This is a genomic window from Pseudomonas sp. JS425, assembly GCF_018223845.1.
Taxonomy (GTDB): domain Bacteria; phylum Pseudomonadota; class Gammaproteobacteria; order Pseudomonadales; family Pseudomonadaceae; genus Aquipseudomonas; species Aquipseudomonas asiatica.
This window is the reverse complement of sequence record NZ_CP073661.1, coordinates 1,508,747-1,525,859: the sequence shown is the minus strand read 5'-3', so window position 1 is coordinate 1,525,859 and position 17,113 is coordinate 1,508,747. Positions and strand designations below refer to the sequence as shown.

Sequence of the window (17,113 nt, the reverse complement as noted above, 5' to 3'; positions counted from 1 at the left end):
AACAAGCCTTCAGTTATGCGAGAATCCCCGCAACACCTGATCCGAGCCGCCCATGAGCCAGATGAGCTTTTCCGACTTTGAGTACGCCGGCAAGCGCAAGCAAACCCGCCGAGAGCGCTTCCTCGCCGAAATGGATCAGGTGGTGCCCTGGGCAGGCCTGCTGGAGCTGATCGAACCGTTCTACCCCAAGGCCGGCGGCGGTAGAAAACCCTATCCTCTGGAAACCATGCTGCGCATCCATCTGTTGCAGAACTGGTTCTCCCTGAGCGACCCGGCCATGGAAGAAGCGCTCTACGAAATCACGCCCATGCGCCAGTTCGCACTCCTGACGCTGAGCGCGCCAATCCCCGAAGACACCACGATCATGAACTTCCGGCACTTGCTGGAGAAGCATCAGCTCGCACCGGCAATCCTTGCGGTCATCAATGGTTATCTGCAGGAAAAAGGCCTGTCGCTGCGCCAAGGCACCATCGTCGATGCCACCATTATTCATGCCCCCAGCTCGACCAAAAATAAAGAAGGCAAGCGTGATCCCGAGATGCACCAGACCAAGAAAGGCGGTCAGTATTTCTTCGGGATGAAGGCGCACATCGGTGCCGATGTCGAGTCCGGCCTGGTGCATCACGTCCATGGCACCGCTGCCAATGTGGCCGATGTCACGCAGGTGGCTGAACTGCTGCATGGCGAAGAAAAGTAAGGGATCCATCATCCCCACATTCCAACCGTCCACCTGATTCCCGATGCTGTGCTCCCGATTTCTTTCTGGAGCCAGCCCGCCATGATGCGCCCCGACAGCAAAGTCGAAAAAGTCTACCTCTACCCCAAGCCCGTGGACTTTCGAAAGTCCATCGACGGCCTCACTGCCCTGGTCGAACTGGACATCAAGGTCGCCGTGTTCGACCCGGTACTTTTCGTCTTCCTCAATAAAGCCCGTAACCGCATCAAGGTGTTGTATTGGGAGCGCAACGGCTTCTGCCTTTGGCTCAAGCGCCTCGAAGCCGAGCGTTTCAAAACTTCACCCGACGCGACCGACGAAGCTATCGTACTGACCGTCCAGGAACTGAATTGGCTACTCGACGGTTTCGATCTCTGGCGCAACCGTCCGCATCAGGTTTTGACTCCTCGTTTCGTCGCCTGACCGGGTATAATCCGGGCCATGATTTCAGTGCCCGATAACCTTCCTGACGACCCTGCCGCGCTCAAACTACTGCTTGCGCAGTTGTTGGCCGAGCGCACGGTCGACAAAGGTCAGATCGTCGACCTTAAAGAACAGGTCAAGCTGCTGCGTGACCGATTATTCAATCGCAAGTCCGAGCAAACCGTCGAGTCCAACACGCCCCAACTGGCGTTGTTCAATGAACCCGAAAGTCAGTGGGTACCTACCGCTGATGATGCCGACGAAGAAGTTGTTGCGCCAAGCAAGCAGCGCGGCAAACGCAAGCCACTGTCGGCTGACCTGCCACGCATTGAAGTCATTCATGACTTGCCCGAGCACGAACTGACTTGCGCCTGTGGTTGCCGCAAACACGTGGTTGGCGAGCAAACCAGCGAACAACTCGACATCGTGCCGATGCAGATCCGTGTGCTTAAACACGTACGCAAAATCTATGGCTGCCGTGGCTGCGAAACCGCGCCGGTCACCGCTGACAAGCCGGCCCAATTGATTGAAAAGAGCATGGCCAGTCCCAGCGTGCTGGCGATGTTGCTAACCACCAAGTACGTCGATGGCCTGCCGCTGCACCGCTTCGAAACGGTGCTGAACCGACATGGTATCGAGATCCCCCGGCAAACCCTGGCCCGCTGGGTCATCCAGTGCAGCGAACACTTTCAGCCACTGCTGAACCTGATGCGTGACCGCCTGCTGGAAAGCCCGGTGATCCATTGCGATGAAACTCGCGTGCAGGTGCTCAAAGAGCCGGATCGTGATCCGACCAGTCAATCCTGGATGTGGGTGCAGGCCAGTGGCCCGCCTGATCGACAAGTCGTGCTGTTCGATTACACCACCAGCCGCGCGCAGGAGGTGCCGCTGCGCCTGCTGGAGGGCTATCGCGGTTACGTGATGACCGATGATTACGCCGGTTACAACGCGTTGGCGCTACAGCCGGGCGTTGAACGACTGGCGTGCATGGCGCATGTCCGGCGTAAATTCGTCGAAGCGCAGAAGGTGCAGCCTAAGGGCAAGACCGGTCGCGCCGATGTTGCGCTGACGATGATCAACAAACTGTATGGCATCGAACGCGACCTCAAGGATGCCAGCGATGAACAGCGATTCATCGGTCGTCAGGAACGAAGCCTGCCGATCCTTGAGCAGTTGAAAAGTTGGCTCGACAAGACGCACTCACAGGTGACACCGCAAAGCGTACTGGGCAAGGCGGTGCTTTACCTGGCAAACAACTGGAACCGCTTGGAGCGGTATGTCGAGGCGGGCCACCTGCCGATCGACAACAACCTGGCAGAGCGGGCCATAAAGCCGTTTGTGATCGGGCGCAAAGCTTGGCTGTTCAGTGACACGCCCAAGGGAGCCACGGCTAGCGCGCAGATCTACAGCTTGGTCGAAACCGCCAAGGTCAACGGCCAAGAGCCCTATACGTGGCTGCGCCACGTCCTGGAGCGACTGCCGCACGCCTCATCGGTAGCAGCCTACGAAGCGCTGCTGCCATGGAACTGTTCGCCAGAGATGCCACGGTAACCTTGGCTTCCACCTTGTGGTAGGTGGGGTTTATGGATCGGTTACGAAGAAAACGCCGTGTATGCAGATGCCGGTTACACCGGTGTCGAAAGGCGCGAAGAGCATGAAAATCGGGGGGTGATCTGGCAGATTGCAGCGCGTCGCAGCACCTATTCCAAGCTGAACCAGCGCAGCGTACTGTACAAAGCCAAGCGCAAGATCGAGTTCTGCAAGGCTCAGACACGGGCCAAGGTCGAGCATCCGTTTCGCGTGATCAAGCGGCAGTTTGGTTACGTGAAAGTACGTTTTCGTGGGCTGATGAAAAACACGGCTCAGTTGACCACGCTGTTCGCCCTGGCAAACCTGTGGAGGGTTCGAAAACAGCTCATGGGTATGGGTGAGGTTCGCGTTTAACACGGAGAACCGGTCGAAAAAGCTCTCCGTACATGATTTTTCGGTCACTTTTCGTCCAATGACGCTGTAGGTGCCTGGAAAATTGCAACTTGCCGCGGCTGCACGACAAGTTGATCGGAGCATCCTCAGCTCTGTGCCTCGGGACGCTAGTTGGTCTTTGCGCTCTGTAGCCGGGATGCATTCAGATCAGAGTAGTAGCTGACGTTTGAGCAAAGGTTACATTGAAGGATCTACTTTAGAGTCGGGGAGCCAACTCCCCTATCATTTGAATTCGTAGGGCTAGTGCTCAAATCGCTCAGAACCACATCCGAATACCAGCTACAAACCGGGCCTCGTTTGTCTTTTCCCCTTCATCGCTAGCCAGGTCAGCCGTCTTACCATATGAGCGATTCCAGCTAACACCAATGTAGGGTGCGAATTGACGAGTAATTTCGTAGCGCAACCGCAGGCCTAGTTCGGTGTTGGCCAATCCAGATCCTATGCCGCGCTGAGGATCATTTTTCCCGTACAAGTTTACTTCGGCGGTCGGCTGCAAGATCAGGCGATTGGTCAACAGGATGTCGTAATCGCCTTCAAACCGAGCTGCGGTTTGACCGTTCTCACCAATATAAGCAGTCGCTTCAGCTTCAAAGTTATAGAGGGCCATGCCCTGAATACCGAGCGCTCCCCATGTTTGAGGTGATCCAGGTTTGAAGTCTTGTCGGATGCCGGTGACGACATCCCACCAAGGACCGATGGCGTGTCCCCACAGAGCCTGAAGTTCAGCGTTTTCGGTTACGCCATTGGTACGTTCACCTTCCGAACGCAACCATAGGCGATCGACGTCACCGCCGATCCACCCTTTTGCATCCCAAGCCAGCGCACTACCGTTGTCAGCGTCTTGGTACTCAAATTTATCCAGGAGGATGAACGAGTTAATTTTTTTATCGTGCACACCATGGCCTGGGAAGTCTGGAAAAGCGGCGGCCCGGTCAGCGTCGGTAAGTACGGGGATCGGGGTTCGGCTTGTGGTAGTCGCCCCTCCATCCATGCTTTCCATACCGTCCATTTGCCCGTTATCCATGCTCATCTTGCTGTGATCCATAGCCCCCATCTTGCTATGGTCCATGGCTCCCATTGAGCCGTGGTCCTTGGAGTGATCCATCGCGGCATCTTTCGTTTTGGCTGGTTTGGATTTTTGTGCAGTTGAAGACTTTGCGTCCGCACTTGATGGCATCGCCATCGACGGATCCATCTCTTCAGCGGCTCAGAGCCGCGATGACGAACAAGGTTTTGATAGGGTTCATTTGGGGGACCTCGGATGATTATTGGTAACCCCTGAATCCACATCAATCGTTGACTCTTGGGGGGTGAGCTTGAGGCTCAATAGGACTATAAGACTCATCCCCTGTCAGGAAGCTTAGGCCAATATTACAGTTGTGTCAGGTTGCGATATTTCTCTTGACATACAGAGTGATTAGTCCGTAAGGTCTAAGCTATCCAACGACACATAACCTCCATCCACCATCTAAAATTTACCTGTGCGGTGTTGTAAGTTTCCGGTCACTGCACGATGGCGTGGCGTTTTTTGAGTTTTCGCTGAAATCATACATCGACTCGGACGCACTACGTTAAGCACTTGAGTGTTCGATAGGTGGGAATTAAATGGCAGCGTAACTATAGGTGGCCACCGGTGAGTATTAATTTTGAAAAAGCGCTTGGCTCCGCAGAAAGAGCATTACTTTTTCGCAGCCAACGAGCTGAGGTACTTAGCAATAATATCGCTAATGCCGACACTCCTAACTTTAAGGCCAGAGACTTGGACTTTTCTGCTGTACTGGCTAGCCAAACAAAAGGAGGTTTGGCTACTCCGTTCTCTTTAAAAACAACAAACCCAAAACATATTGCCGTAAACGAATTAGTAAGTGATATTCACGGCGGTGCTTTGCTTTACAGTACGCCGAACCAACCTTCCATTGATCAAAATACTGTGGATCAACAGGTCGAGGTCGCAAAGTATACGGAAAATGAAATTCATTTCGAAACCGCCTTTACTAGATTAAATGGAGCATTTAAGGGGCTACTTAAAGCTCTGCGAGGTGAATAATAAACTTTACCCAGCGAGGGAATCAGCGCCTCAGGCGCTGATTTGGGAAGGGAAACCGGGTGCTTCGACAGTTTTACGGACCTGCTCTGGTTTTTCGCTGCTTTCAACGCTTACCTTACCTGCCGCGCGATCCACGGAAATCATAGCCTCGCTGTCCAGTGACTGAATTGCTTTGGTGATTTTGCTGACGCAGCTACCGCAACCAATGCCTGATACGTTTAAGACGAACATGGTTATTCCTCTTGTGCTGAGCGGTCTATTTTCACCGCAACAACAGGATCAACGTTGACACGACGGTAAGGTCAAGAGTTATGTATAGCGGGCTGCGAGCATCGGTTACGCTCAATCAATTCGGGTATTCCTCAGCCTCAAAGCATTGAAAACTACAGACGCAGAACTGACGCTCATGGCTAACGCAGCAATCATTGGAGACAGAAGGTGCCCCGTCAGTGGATAGAGCAGGCCTGCGGCGAGGGGAATACCCATTGAGTTGTAAAGGAAGGCGAACCCCAAGTTTTGCCGCATGTTTTTTACCGTTGCAACCGAAAGTGCCCGTGCCCGTAAAATCCCCATCAGGTCGCCTTTTACCAGCGTGAGCTGCGCGCTATTCATCGCGACGTCAGTCCCTGTACCCATGGCAATGCCCACATCTGCTCGCGCCAAGGCCGGTGCGTCGTTGATACCGTCGCCGGCCATGGCAACCTTTCGACCGGATTGCTGGAGGTCCGCCACCAGGCGCTCCTTGTCCTGAGGTTTCACTTCACCATGAACCTCTTCAATACCCATCTCCTTGGCGACAGCACGTGCGGTGGTGAGCCCGTCTCCCGTGGCCATGATGATTTTTACGTTATCAGCCTTAAGCTTGGTGACTGCTTCTTTAGAGGTCGGTTTTATCGGGTCTGAGACCGCCAGTAATCCTGCCAAGACCCCGTCAACTGCTAGATAGATGATGCTGATGCCTTCAAGGCGCAACAACTCTGCACGGTCTTGTAAGACCTTTGTGCTCACGCCGGCAGCTTCCATCAGTGCAGTGTTGCCCAGCTGTACTTTCTTGCCATCAACGAGGCCACTGACTCCGATCCCTGATCCGGACTCAAACGATTCAGGCTTGGTGAGCGCAACATTTTCAGTTCGGGCGTGATCGACGATGGCATGAGCTAAAGGATGTTCGCTGCCTTGATCAAGGCTAGCGGCCAGTTGAAGCACATCGTGTGAGTTGAAATCGGGTGTGGCCTCCACACTGTGAAATACCGGCCGTCCCTCTGTCAGGGTCCCCGTTTTATCGACAATCAGTGTGTCGATCTTGCAAAGGTTTTCAATGGCACTGGCATCCCTGAACAGCACACCCATACTGGCGGCTTTACCTGTCGAAACCATGATCGACATGGGCGTTGCGAGACCCAGTGCACAGGGGCAAGCGATGATAAGTACGGCAACAGCGTTTATCAGGCCGAAGACCCAGCTGGGTTCCGGACCGAATAGCCCCCAGCCTAAGAGTGTCAGCAACGCAATCGCGATAACCCCCATCACAAAGTAGCCGGCAATCGAGTCGGCCATTCGTTGCATTGGCGCCTTGGAGCGTTGGGCTAGAGCGACCATTTGTACTATCTGCGACAGCATGGTGTCGGCGCCGACCTTTTGCGCCTTCATCACCAAGCTTCCATGAGTATTAAGCGTGGCGCCGATCAAACTATCCCCTGCTCTTTTCATTACCGGCACAGGTTCACCAGTGAGCATGGATTCATCCACCGCACTTTCTCCCTCGAGTACAGAGCCATCAACTGGCACTTTTTCACCAGGTCTGACCCGCAAATGGTCTCCCAAGTGAACATGGGTAAGAGGAATGTCTTCCTCCTGACCATCAGCGTTGATCTTGCGTGCAGTTTTGGGAGAAAGGCCTAGAAGGGACTTAATGGCGGCGGAGGTTTGTGAACGTGCTTTGAGCTCAAGAATTTGCCCAAGCAAGGTGAGCGAGATGATGACCGCAGCGGCTTCGAAGTAGACGCCGATGCGTCCATCTTGCATGAAGGTGGTGGGAAAACTTTGGGGAAATAGGGTTGCCGCGATGCTGTAAAGATACGCTGCGGCAGTACCCAAACCTATCAGTGTCCACATATTTGGACTGCGATTTCTAACAGCTGCTATGGCCCTTACAAAAAAGGGCCAACCTGCCCATAAGGTGACCGGCGTCGCAAGAGCAAACTCGATCCAGTTTTGAACCGAACCATGGAAGAGTTGTAATGAATGGCCCGCCATGGCTAGAACGGTCACTATCACGGTTAAAGGCAGAGACCACCAAAAGCGGCGCGTGAAATCACGGAGCTCGGTTTTGTCATCGTCATCAAGCGCGGGCATGACCGGCTCTAATGTCATGCCACATTTAGGGCAATTGCCGGGCCCTGGCTGTCTTATTTCCGGGTGCATAGGACAGGTAAACTCAGTGGCTACCTGTAGCGCGGGCTCTATAGCGGCGCTGCTGGGTTCAGCGCTGGGATGATTACCAATGTAGCGTTCTGGATCTGCCCGAAATTTCTCTTGGCATTTCTGGCTACAAAATTGATACGTCTGTCCTTGGTAAGACTCGCCAAATTTACTTGGAGGTGTAACCGCCATACCGCACACCGGGTCACGTAGATCACCGTCATGGGGCGAGGCAGCGTGGGCGGGACCGTGATCGTGGTGGCTCGGTGTAGTGGGCATAGCTATTTCTCTTCCTTGTTGGTTCCTGCCTGATCGCCATGGGCATGTCCGCCATGTCCATGCCCAAAAAAATGCATCAATGGACAGATCAACAGGATGAGGTAGGGCAAATACGGATAAACGTGGGTGAAATGTTCCCGCACCCCGTAAAAGGCACCGATCGCAACGAGCATGATCAGTACAACGCCTGTTTTGCGCCTCCAAAATGGTGGGGAGGTGCCTCCAGCCGGATGCTGATGGTTATCCATGATCTAGACCCGTTTGTGAGCGTGTTGCTCTGATCTCTGCCTCAGAGCATAGCGAACTCTTGCGTCGACGCGGTTTTAACGGTCGGTTCAGGCTTACTTCAAGTCAAATTGACCGACCATCCCCGACTGGTAATGACCTGGCACGTTGCAGGCAAATTGAAGTCCAGTTGTGTTGTTGAAGGTCCAGATCAACTCCTTGGTTGCCCCTGGCTCGATCAGCACGCTATTCGGGTCGTTGTGTTCCATTCCAACCATCTTCATGCCTCCCATGCTATGGCCCATATTGCCCGACATTTTTCCAGTTCCGGTGGGTGTAAGCGTTCCATTCTGGAACATGCTCGCCATTTCTTTTTGGTGCGCCGCGTGAGCAGCGGCTTGGCCGATATTGAACTCGTGCAGCAACGCCCCTTTGTTGTGAAGTACAAAGCGAACCGTTTCACCGGGCTTTACGTCGACGCTTTTAGTTTTGAAGAAAATATCACCCATCTCCACATCAACCGTGCGAGTGACCTCTGAGGCGACTCCAGGCTGACCGATATCCTCTTTCCCATGACCTACGCTGGCCATCGCCGTAGCGCCGAGGAGTAGGGTGATTGCCGCAATAACTGGACTAATGAGCTTAGTTTTCATGGTGACCTCGAGAGCAAGTGGAAAACACTAGCTATGCTAAAGGGATAGAGCTGCCCGTTAACTGACTTGAACACTACATTTCTGTCAGTTTTCCTGAGAAAACACGGCGCCCAGATGACGCCGTGTCTAGCGGAGCGGTTCAAAGAGCCCCGTCGGAGGTATTCGGTTACTGATGGTTCTCAGAAAGCATCAGTTTGTGCTCGCGCTGCATTTGGTTCAAAACGTCATCAACCATGGCGTCGTGTTTTTCCATCCAGGCGAGGTGCTGCTGAGGTGACATTGATGCGTTTGGGTGATCTTGATGGAGCTGGCTCATGATTTCGCCCAGCATTTTCATATGCTCGGCCATGTGTACATGGCGCTGTCCTTCAGGGGCTTTTTCAGCTTGTACCAAGGTTGCTTCTGCTTTGTCGCGCAGGCTCTCCATACGCTCCGCGATCCGGTCTGCGCCACCTTCAGCCAACGCAAAAGACGAGACAAATATCGAGCTCACAAAGAAAAGGACTTTTAGGCGATTCATAGGACAGCTCCTTATGGATTTACTTTCCGGCTCCCTTAGGGATGCTCCGATCAACTTGTCGTGCAGCCGCGGCAAGTTGCAATTTTCCAGGCACCTACAGCGTCATTGGACGAAAAGTGACCGAAAAATCATGTACGGAGAGCTTTTTCGACCGGTTCTCCGTGTTAAACGCGAACCTCACCCATACCCATGAGCTGTTTTCGAACCCTCCACAGGTTTGCCAGGGCGAACAGCGTGGTCAACTGAGCCGTGTTTTTCATCAGCCCACGAAAACGTACTTTCACGTAACCAAACTGCCGCTTGATCACGCGAAACGGATGCTCGACCTTGGCCCGTGTCTGAGCCTTGCAGAACTCGATCTTGCGCTTGGCTTTGTACAGTACGCTGCGCTGGTTCAGCTTGGAATAGGTGCTGCGACGCGCTGCAATCTGCCAGATCACCCCCCGATTTTCATGCTCTTCGCGCCTTTCGACACCGGTGTAACCGGCATCTGCATACACGGCGTTTTCTTCGCCATGCAGCAGTTCAGCCACCTGCGTGACATCGGCCACATTGGCAGCGGTGCCATGGACGTGATGCACCAGGCCGGACTCGACATCGGCACCGATGTGCGCCTTCATCCCGAAGAAATACTGACCGCCTTTCTTGGTCTGGTGCATCTCGGGATCACGCTTGCCTTCTTTATTTTTGGTCGAGCTGGGGGCATGAATAATGGTGGCATCGACGATGGTGCCTTGGCGCAGCGACAGGCCTTTTTCCTGCAGATAACCATTGATGACCGCAAGGATTGCCGGTGCGAGCTGATGCTTCTCCAGCAAGTGCCGGAAGTTCATGATCGTGGTGTCTTCGGGGATTGGCGCGCTCAGCGTCAGGAGTGCGAACTGGCGCATGGGCGTGATTTCGTAGAGCGCTTCTTCCATGGCCGGGTCGCTCAGGGAGAACCAGTTCTGCAACAGATGGATGCGCAGCATGGTTTCCAGAGGATAGGGTTTTCTACCGCCGCCGGCCTTGGGGTAGAACGGTTCGATCAGCTCCAGCAGGCCTGCCCAGGGCACCACCTGATCCATTTCGGCGAGGAAGCGCTCTCGGCGGGTTTGCTTGCGCTTGCCGGCGTACTCAAAGTCGGAAAAGCTCATCTGGCTCATGGGCGGCTCGGATCAGGTGTTGCGGGGATTCTCGCATAACTGAAGGCTTGTTCGGAGATTCCCTAGGGAAACTCTGAAGAGGACTTCCAGATTTGGCAGAATGTCTGATCTCAACCGCCGAGACGCCTGATGAAGCAGATGACCTTCGCCGATGCCGAGTACGCCGGCAAGCGTAAGCAGACCCGTAGAGAGCTGTTCCTGATCGAGATGGATCAGGTGGTGCCGTGGAAAGGCTTGATCGCCCTGATCGAGCCACATTATCCAAAGGGCGAAGGCGGTCGACCGGCCTATCCGTTGATGGCGATGCTGCGCGTACATCTGCTGCAGAACTGGTTTGGCTACAGCGACCCGGCAATGGAAGAGGCGCTGTATGAAACGACGATCCTGCGCCAGTTTTCTGGACTGAGCCTGGAACGAATCCCGGACGAAACCACCATTCTCAACTTCCGACGTCTACTGGAGAAGCATGAGTTGGCGGGTGAGATTCTCGGTGTCATCAATGAGTATCTGGGGGATCGTGGCTTATCGTTGCGTCAGGGCACCATCGTCGATGCCACCTTGATTCACGCGCCCAGTTCGACCAAAAACAAGGACGGCAAGCGCGATCCCGAGATGCATCAGACGAAGAAGGGCAATCAGTTTTACTTCGGCGCCAAAGCCCACATCGGCGTCGATGATGAGTCGGGTCTGGTGCACAGCGTTGTGGTCACGGCAGCCAACGTTGCCGACGTCACTCAGGTCGACAAATTGCTGCACGGTAAGGAAAACGTGGTCTGTGCCGATGCCGGTTACACCGGTGTCGAAAAGCGCGAAGAGCACACTGGGCGTGAAGTTATTTGGCAGATTGCAGCCCGGCGCAGCACGTATAAGAAGCATGGCAAGCGCAGCGCCTTGTATGAAGCGACCCGCAAGATCGAGAAGGCCAAGGCCCAGGTGCGAGCCAAGGTCGAGCACCCGTTTCGGGTGATCAAGCGCCAGTTCGGCTATACGAAAGTACGCTTTCGAGGATTGGCCAAGAACACCGCGCAGATGCTGACGCTATTCGCTTTGTCGAACCTGTGGATGGCACGCCGACATTTGTTGGCGTGCGCAGGAGAGGTGCGCGCGTAATGCAGGAAATGGCTGCTGCGAAGCACCTTGCAGTGATCGATGGGCCCGAAAAACAGAGAATGTTGGTCAGGTTTCAACGTACGTCGTTTTTTGATGTGTTGGCTGCTCGATAGCCGGAAAATTTCCGGCTATTTCAGACCATCCTTAGCGTAAATAGGCCGTTGGGGCGCCCTGATAGCAGAGATGTCTCTTCCTCCACAGTTATCAGGTGCGTACCACACAGTTTATGCGCATTAAATAGAGGTCCACTTCAAAAATGGACTCTCCAAAATGCGTAACGCTCTCGTCTCAATCTCAGTTAACACCATCGCAAGCCTTCTGACTGCGCTCGTGCTTCACTGGATCACTCCCCCTCTTACTGACCTGTCCATTCGATTGATCGCTGCGTAGCATCGTGTAAACCTATTTTTTTACCTGTTAACTACAGTGGCTAACAGGTAAAAAACTGGTTTACAGGGACAGCGCTCGGCAGCTGTCCAGAACTGCTGCCAAGCGATAGCGCTATACCGCTATACCGCTATCAGCTACCAGCTACCAGCTGGTGCTTGGACGACCGTTAGCTGAATCCTGGAGGGCCGCTTAGCCCCCATATGTACGGTATTTCGAGCAGTCCTTTTTTTGTTCGCGCAGCCTTCCGGCTCACCGCTGTTGGGGTTTACGTCGAACCGTGGGAAATTGCTGCCGGCAATCTCAAGGCGCAAGCTGTGACCGCGCTTGAACAAGTTGCAGGTTGCAAACGGTTCGATCTGCACCTTGAAACATTCCCCAGGTACCGTCGGCTTCGGATCGTTCCAGCTGTCCCGGTAACGGCAACGAATGATGCCGTCTGTAATGTTCATGGCATACCCCTCTGGGAAGTCATCGCTTGGCGGATAGACGTCGACCACCTTAGCGGTAAAGTCAGTGTCTAAGCCGTCGGTCTCGACCCACAGCTGGATCGTTATCGGACCGGCGACAGCAAGGTCAGCTTCCAGCGGCTCAGTTTCGAAACACAGCACATCGCTGCGCTGGCAGATGGCACTGCCATCTCCGCGCGCGCCGAAAAAGCGTGGTGTTTCTCGCTGATCAAACGCTCCGCCTTCGAAGACAGGAGCGCCGGAAGTCAGCGCGCCGCCGATGGTCGGTACTGGATTAGATGGATCGGCGAGGAAGTGGCAAGCAGCATCAGTTGCCGGTGGCTCCCCTTTGCTCAACTGACCGTCAGGATGAAGATAAAGATCCAACTGCTGGCTGCCAGGCAATGGCCACTGCTCAGCATCAAGCCACTTACCACCATGATCTATTCGCGTGTCCTGAAGCTTGCGACCACTACCACCGCCCATCATGAATACCTGCACTTGTTGGGCTGGTGCAATGATCTGTAGCTGCAGATGGCTTACAAACCACTCAATACGACAGGACAGCCAATCCTGCGCCACTTGCCCATCGAAGGCAGCGGCTGGGCCAAACTCGGCATCACCGCTGTGGCTAATGTTGCGGTCACCATGCAGCCAAGGGCCCATTACGAGTCGTTGTGGTGCCTTACCGTTCGCGGTGAGGGGCCATCCTACTTCGTGTCTTAGAGGCCTGAGTAAGAGCCTCCTGGCAAGGGCTTGCACGGGGCAGTGAAATCCAAGGCTGAGCGGTACGAGGACGTCTGGACATTCATCATCCCGAGCACTGTGTGAAACAGGTTGTCGTGGCTAAGAGGTGAGCTTGCTTGAGCTTTCAAACAGCCGACGTTGAGCCTTTCACTCTTCGCAAGAGAATCGGACATCCAAAGCACCAATGGCACCTTGGTTTGCTCTTCAGGAGCCATCGCATAAGGCAGCCCATGCAGGTAGAGCCCACCCTCACCCAGTGATTCTCCGTGGTCAGAAACGTACAGGAGCCCAGTGTCGAATTTGGTGTTCGCTGCCAGGATGTCGATCAGCCCGGCTGTAACGTAGTCGGTGTAAAGGATCGAGTTATCGTAGGCATTGAGCACTTCCTGCTGCTTACATTTGTCGAGCTCGTTGGTCTCGCACACCGGCGTGAATTTCTTGAATTGCGCGGGGTAGCGCTTGTAGTAGGCCGGGCCATGGCTACCTTTGTAGTGGAGCACCAGGACAGCATCGCCTTCCTGACGCTTGATGAAGTCTTGCATCTCCGAGAGCAGCACCCCGTCCTTACACTCCTCGCTGGTGCAAAGTTGGGGATCCGCGTGAGAGGCAGCCTTGTGGTTGGGAACCCTGTCGCAGACCCCTTTGCACCCCGAGTTGTTGTCAGTCCACATGACACTAATGCCTGCGCGTTGAAGCACGTCGAGCAGCCCTTCTCGGCTCTTGGCCAAGCCATCTTTGTACTCGGCCTTACCCACATCCAGGAACATGCATGGCAACGAAACTGCGGTGGCGGTGCCGCAGGAGCTGACGTTGGAGAAGCTGATGACGTTGCGTTTTTCCAGCTCCGGGTTCGTTTCACGGGTGTAGCCATTGAGGGAGAAGTTGGCGGAGCGGGCGGTCTCTCCTACAGCCAGTACCAGCAGCCTAGGTTTACGGGCCGCCCCCTGTCGATTAACTACCGCATCAGTTCCAATGGCCGTCAGCGTTTTAGGTGTGGCCAGCTGGCGCTTCAGGTAACCATGGCCAGCCGCAAACAAGTTGGTGGGTACCAGGATCAGTCGGATCTCCCGATTGTTGCGCAGCAAGGAGGCATATGACTGGTATTGACTCAGCACGATGCCAGACAAGGTCAACAGAGCGAGCGACAGAGCAATGACCCTGCTGACCAAAGCTCTGGCCCAAGGCTTGCGCCGGAGGGGAACCCGGGAGATCAGGTAGACGGGCAACACCCCAACCATTGCGACCCACAGACCGAGCTTCCAATTCAGCAGCTCGGTTGCCTCAGCGACGTCTGTCTCCACAACGTTGGTGAACATTGTGTAATCGATCACGATGCCATAGGCATTCATGAAGTAACTCGCAAAAGCCGCGCTGATCAGTACGAGACATAGCAAAGGTTTGGTCAGCCGCGCCCATGACAGCAAGCTCAGAACGGTAAACACCCATGCGAATACTATGACTGGGAGGCTAGCTGCTAGCAGCCAGTTCACTTCATCGGTTTTGAATACCAGCTTCCAGAGCACGCTCCAGAGCTCAGCATTCGCGAATAGCAGCAACCAAAGAGTTACCAGCCCAATGAGCAGATTAGTGCTGATTCCTTCCTGTCGGGCAGTGCGAATAGCAAAGATCCATTTACTTAACAGGGTGTGAACAATGGATTTTGAAGGTGTCATTATCAAACTCTGAGAGGCTGCTTATCCATGCGTTAGCTGTGGAGTTAGCGGGAGCTGCTTGGCAAACCTTCGACAGATGCTGAGCGATTGCGCAATGTGCGGAGCGCCAGGGGCCTTAGACCCTAGGCGTTGGAGACGCTTAGAATGTGTGAGGCATAGGGACAAAAGAGAAACAAATCTCGCTGAGCGCATTATTTCCGGCGCCTGATAACGACACGATGACCTCGTGATTACAATGCTGACAGAAATGCAATAACTGCTGTTTTAATTGCCATCGACCGGGCTATGATCAAAATTAGGGCTACACCATCCATTAAACGCAGAGCGCCGCTCAGCTAGATAAATTTAATTTCACAAACAAAACGGTTTCGTTTTGACGTAGGCTGATTTTGAACTTTCACTTTAGCTTACAAGTCTTTCTCGCGAGCAGAACATTCTTTTCAACTTTTGCTCGTTAATATGTCACCTATCAATGAGGGGCAAATACCATGAGCTTTTTCAAAAATATCCTGGGCGGGCACCATGGCCGTGGAAAACACGGCGGAGGCAAGCACCACAGCGGAGGACATGGGGCCGAGCAATATGATCGCCATGGCCGGCAGCAGGGCTGCGACGGCGGCAACCAGGTGTATGACGGCGGGCGCCCTGCCACTCCAGCCCCCATCAAAGATCTGCAGGGCTGCAGGCAGTGCCGGACGGCAAACGATCCGTCAGCACGCTTTTGTCTAAACTGCGGAACACCACTATCGAGTGGTTGCACCGCCTGTGGCTCGTTGCTGAGCGCAGGAGCAAAATTCTGCAGTCAGTGTGGCCAAGCGACGCTCTAACGATAGGCAGATAGGAAGGCCAACGAGACCACAACCCTGCGCAAGGAGAAATACGTGGGTTCAAATCATGACCATGGCAGCGCTGCAGTACGCGAGGGGCATCAGAAGAAGCTAATCATGGCACTCGCCTTGACTGGCAGCTTCATGATTGCAGAAGTGATCGGTGCGTGGATTACCGGCAGCCTGGCGCTGCTGTCGGACGCATCTCACATGTTCACAGATACTGCCGCCTTGGCGATCTCACTGATTGCACTTCAGATAGCCAAGCGGCCGGCGGATCAGAAAAGAACCTTCGGCTATGCGCGCCTGGAGATTCTGGCTTCGACCTTCAACGCCGTGCTGCTCTTCCTGGTGGCGATGTACATCTTGTACGAGGCCTACCAGCGCTTCTTCATGCCGGCGGAGATCGCTACCGGAGCGATGATGTGGATCGCAATCGCCGGCCTGATCATCAACCTAATCTCGATGCGCCTTCTGGCATCTGCGAGCAACGAGAGCCTTAACGTCAAAGGCGCCTACCTCGAAGTTTGGAGCGACATGCTCGGCTCGCTAGGCGTAATCATCGCGGCACTCATCATCCGCTTCACCGGCTGGTCCTGGGTCGACACGATTGTCGCTGTGGCAATCGGCCTTTGGGTTCTGCCGCGGACGTGGCAGTTGCTTCGCGAAAGCCTGGGGATCCTCATGGAGGGTGTTCCGAGGGGGCTCGACGTTACGGCAATCGAGGCCACCATCCTCGGCGTGGATGGCGTCAAGGACGTTCATGACTTGCACGTCTGGGCCGTCAGCAGTGGCAGCAACGTGATGACGTCGCACGTAGTGGTACGGGATTCTGCAGATGGGGATACGGTGCTGGCGGCCGTTGTGGACGCTGTCAGCGATGGATTTGAAATCCATCACTGCACTATCCAGATCGAGCGGGCAGCTTTCCACGAGAGCGTTCCCTCGCCCTCGCACTGATCGATCGGTAAACACCCTGCAAACACATCCCCCTCCTGGCTGAGGGGGATGTCGTAGAAAAAATGCGGTGAAGGATGGCGTAAACGGCAGGAGCACTTCGAGAGGGGTTGGAGAATGTCTTGCCCCCCCGTCCACTATCTCCAGAAGGTTCAGCGATGGTTTGGATCATCACGAAGTACCTACTCACTGCCGGAATAGTGATTCTCGTATCAGAGCTGGCGAAACGCAGTGACAAGCTGGGCGGCCTGGTCGCCGCCCTACCCCTGGTCACTGTTTTGACGCTGGTCTGGCTTTATTTGGAGAACCAGAGCATGGAGAAGATTTCCAATCATGCTTGGTACACGTTCTGGTACGTGCTTCCGACACTGCCGATGTTTATCGCGTTCCCGTTGCTGCTACCTAAGCTCGGCTTCTGGCCGACACTTATCAGCAGCATCCTCATCACAATGGCCAGTTTCGGATGCTTCGCCATACTGCTGCGCCGGTTCGGCATTCAGCTTCTATGATCCTTTGACCGCAGCATCATCTTGATGAGTCTTAAGGATGCTC

15 protein-coding genes and 3 pseudogenes are annotated in these 17,113 nt (G+C 54.4%); 9 read left to right on the top strand and 9 right to left on the bottom strand.

Annotation, left to right across the window (positions count from 1 at the left end; all coding sequences use genetic code 11):
- Nucleotides 1-52: 52 nt before the first annotated feature.
- From KDB76_RS06975 to KDB76_RS06960, 4 genes and pseudogenes are all read left to right on the top strand, one after another.
- Nucleotides 53-691, top strand: a pseudogene (locus KDB76_RS06975) (IS5-like element ISPa41 family transposase); the annotation flags it as partial.
- 87 nt (nucleotides 692-778) lie between these two features.
- Complete coding sequence (gene tnpB / locus KDB76_RS06970) at nucleotides 779-1,138, top strand: IS66 family insertion sequence element accessory protein TnpB (RefSeq protein ID WP_009687920.1); 360 nt, start codon at nucleotides 779-781, stop codon at nucleotides 1,136-1,138.
- A gap of 18 nt (nucleotides 1,139-1,156) precedes the next feature.
- The gene (locus KDB76_RS06965) at nucleotides 1,157-2,689 is read left to right on the top strand and encodes an IS66-like element ISPpu15 family transposase (protein WP_013971142.1); all 1,533 of its coding nucleotides are present in this window, start codon (nucleotides 1,157-1,159) and stop codon (nucleotides 2,687-2,689) included.
- Nucleotides 2,690-2,734: 45 nt separating this feature from the next.
- Nucleotides 2,735-3,082, top strand: a pseudogene (locus tag KDB76_RS06960) (transposase); the annotation flags it as partial.
- Between the two features lie 295 nt (nucleotides 3,083-3,377).
- On the opposite strand, the gene KDB76_RS06955 reads toward KDB76_RS06960, so the two are convergent.
- Complete coding sequence (locus KDB76_RS06955) at nucleotides 3,378-4,316, bottom strand: copper resistance protein B (RefSeq protein WP_080708181.1); 939 nt, start codon at nucleotides 4,314-4,316, stop codon at nucleotides 3,378-3,380.
- Between the two features lie 438 nt (nucleotides 4,317-4,754).
- Between KDB76_RS06955 and flgB the strand changes: the two genes are divergently transcribed.
- A complete protein-coding gene (flgB, locus tag KDB76_RS06950) occupies nucleotides 4,755-5,168 on the top strand; it encodes a flagellar basal body rod protein FlgB (RefSeq protein ID WP_004575502.1) in 414 nt (137 codons plus the stop codon).
- A gap of 30 nt (nucleotides 5,169-5,198) precedes the next feature.
- Here the strand turns inward: flgB and KDB76_RS06945 are convergent, their stop codons facing one another.
- The 6 genes from KDB76_RS06945 to KDB76_RS06920 all read right to left on the bottom strand — a co-directional run bounded on the left by KDB76_RS06945 (nucleotide 5,199) and on the right by KDB76_RS06920 (nucleotide 10,411).
- Entirely contained in the window at nucleotides 5,199-5,399 is a 201-nt protein-coding gene (locus tag KDB76_RS06945) for a heavy-metal-associated domain-containing protein (protein WP_080708182.1), read from the bottom strand.
- A 111-nt stretch (nucleotides 5,400-5,510) separates the two neighbouring features.
- Nucleotides 5,511-7,781 carry a heavy metal translocating P-type ATPase gene (locus KDB76_RS06940; RefSeq protein ID WP_233456943.1) on the bottom strand — a complete coding sequence of 757 codons (2,271 nt, stop codon included), beginning with the start codon at nucleotides 7,779-7,781 and terminating at the stop codon, nucleotides 5,511-5,513.
- Nucleotides 7,782-7,870: 89 nt separating this feature from the next.
- Nucleotides 7,871-8,116, bottom strand: a complete 246-nt coding sequence (locus tag KDB76_RS06935; RefSeq protein ID WP_004575499.1) for a DUF2933 domain-containing protein — start codon at nucleotides 8,114-8,116, stop codon at nucleotides 7,871-7,873.
- Nucleotides 8,117-8,209: 93 nt separating this feature from the next.
- Complete coding sequence (locus KDB76_RS06930; protein WP_004575498.1) at nucleotides 8,210-8,746, bottom strand: plastocyanin/azurin family copper-binding protein; 537 nt, start codon at nucleotides 8,744-8,746, stop codon at nucleotides 8,210-8,212.
- Nucleotides 8,747-8,912: 166 nt separating this feature from the next.
- Nucleotides 8,913-9,266 carry a co-regulatory protein PtrA N-terminal domain-containing protein gene (locus KDB76_RS06925; protein ID WP_004575497.1) on the bottom strand — a complete coding sequence of 118 codons (354 nt, stop codon included), beginning with the start codon at nucleotides 9,264-9,266 and terminating at the stop codon, nucleotides 8,913-8,915.
- Nucleotides 9,267-9,430: 164 nt separating this feature from the next.
- Entirely contained in the window at nucleotides 9,431-10,411 is a 981-nt protein-coding gene (locus tag KDB76_RS06920) for an IS5-like element ISPa41 family transposase (RefSeq protein ID WP_004576175.1), read from the bottom strand.
- 129 nt (nucleotides 10,412-10,540) lie between these two features.
- Between KDB76_RS06920 and KDB76_RS06915 the strand changes: the two genes are divergently transcribed.
- Nucleotides 10,541-11,521, top strand: coding sequence for an IS5 family transposase (locus tag KDB76_RS06915; RefSeq protein ID WP_102690291.1), 981 nt, complete (start codon nucleotides 10,541-10,543; stop codon nucleotides 11,519-11,521).
- Between the two features lie 524 nt (nucleotides 11,522-12,045).
- Here the strand turns inward: KDB76_RS06915 and KDB76_RS06910 are convergent.
- Nucleotides 12,046-13,053, bottom strand: a pseudogene (locus KDB76_RS06910) (CocE/NonD family hydrolase); the annotation flags it as partial.
- 26 nt (nucleotides 13,054-13,079) lie between these two features.
- On the bottom strand, nucleotides 13,080-14,777 hold the full coding sequence (locus KDB76_RS06905) for a phosphoethanolamine--lipid A transferase (protein ID WP_093257672.1): 1,698 nt from the start codon (nucleotides 14,775-14,777) through the stop codon (nucleotides 13,080-13,082).
- 488 nt (nucleotides 14,778-15,265) lie between these two features.
- Here KDB76_RS06905 and KDB76_RS06900 point away from each other — a divergent pair, with 488 nt between their 5' ends.
- From KDB76_RS06900 to KDB76_RS06890, 3 genes are all read left to right on the top strand, one after another.
- Nucleotides 15,266-15,604, top strand: coding sequence for a zinc ribbon domain-containing protein (locus KDB76_RS06900; protein ID WP_093257674.1), 339 nt, complete (start codon nucleotides 15,266-15,268; stop codon nucleotides 15,602-15,604).
- Nucleotides 15,605-15,658: 54 nt separating this feature from the next.
- A complete protein-coding gene (locus tag KDB76_RS06895) occupies nucleotides 15,659-16,564 on the top strand; it encodes a cation diffusion facilitator family transporter (protein WP_093257676.1) in 906 nt (301 codons plus the stop codon).
- 155 nt (nucleotides 16,565-16,719) lie between these two features.
- The gene (locus tag KDB76_RS06890) at nucleotides 16,720-17,070 is read left to right on the top strand and encodes a DUF3147 family protein (RefSeq protein WP_093257678.1); all 351 of its coding nucleotides are present in this window, start codon (nucleotides 16,720-16,722) and stop codon (nucleotides 17,068-17,070) included.
- The last annotated feature ends 43 nt before the right edge of the window (nucleotides 17,071-17,113 follow it).

Coding starts and splice junctions, on each gene's coding strand:
- tnpB (WP_009687920.1), top strand. CDS start 779: ATGATGCGCCCCGACAGCAAAGTCGAAAAAGTCTACCTCTACCCCAAG.
- KDB76_RS06965 (WP_013971142.1), top strand. CDS start 1,157: ATGATTTCAGTGCCCGATAACCTTCCTGACGACCCTGCCGCGCTCAAA.
- KDB76_RS06955 (WP_080708181.1), bottom strand. CDS start 4,316: ATGGATCCGTCGATGGCGATGCCATCAAGTGCGGACGCAAAGTCTTCA.
- KDB76_RS06945 (WP_080708182.1), bottom strand. CDS start 5,399: ATGTTCGTCTTAAACGTATCAGGCATTGGTTGCGGTAGCTGCGTCAGC.
- KDB76_RS06940 (WP_233456943.1), bottom strand. CDS start 7,781: ATGGCGGTTACACCTCCAAGTAAATTTGGCGAGTCTTACCAAGGACAG.
- KDB76_RS06935 (WP_004575499.1), bottom strand. CDS start 8,116: ATGGATAACCATCAGCATCCGGCTGGAGGCACCTCCCCACCATTTTGG.
- KDB76_RS06930 (WP_004575498.1), bottom strand. CDS start 8,746: ATGAAAACTAAGCTCATTAGTCCAGTTATTGCGGCAATCACCCTACTC.
- KDB76_RS06925 (WP_004575497.1), bottom strand. CDS start 9,266: ATGAATCGCCTAAAAGTCCTTTTCTTTGTGAGCTCGATATTTGTCTCG.
- KDB76_RS06920 (WP_004576175.1), bottom strand. CDS start 10,411: ATGAGCCAGATGAGCTTTTCCGACTTTGAGTACGCCGGCAAGCGCAAG.
- KDB76_RS06915 (WP_102690291.1), top strand. CDS start 10,541: ATGAAGCAGATGACCTTCGCCGATGCCGAGTACGCCGGCAAGCGTAAG.
- KDB76_RS06905 (WP_093257672.1), bottom strand. CDS start 14,777: ATGACACCTTCAAAATCCATTGTTCACACCCTGTTAAGTAAATGGATC.
- KDB76_RS06900 (WP_093257674.1), top strand. CDS start 15,266: ATGAGCTTTTTCAAAAATATCCTGGGCGGGCACCATGGCCGTGGAAAA.
- KDB76_RS06890 (WP_093257678.1), top strand. CDS start 16,720: ATGGTTTGGATCATCACGAAGTACCTACTCACTGCCGGAATAGTGATT.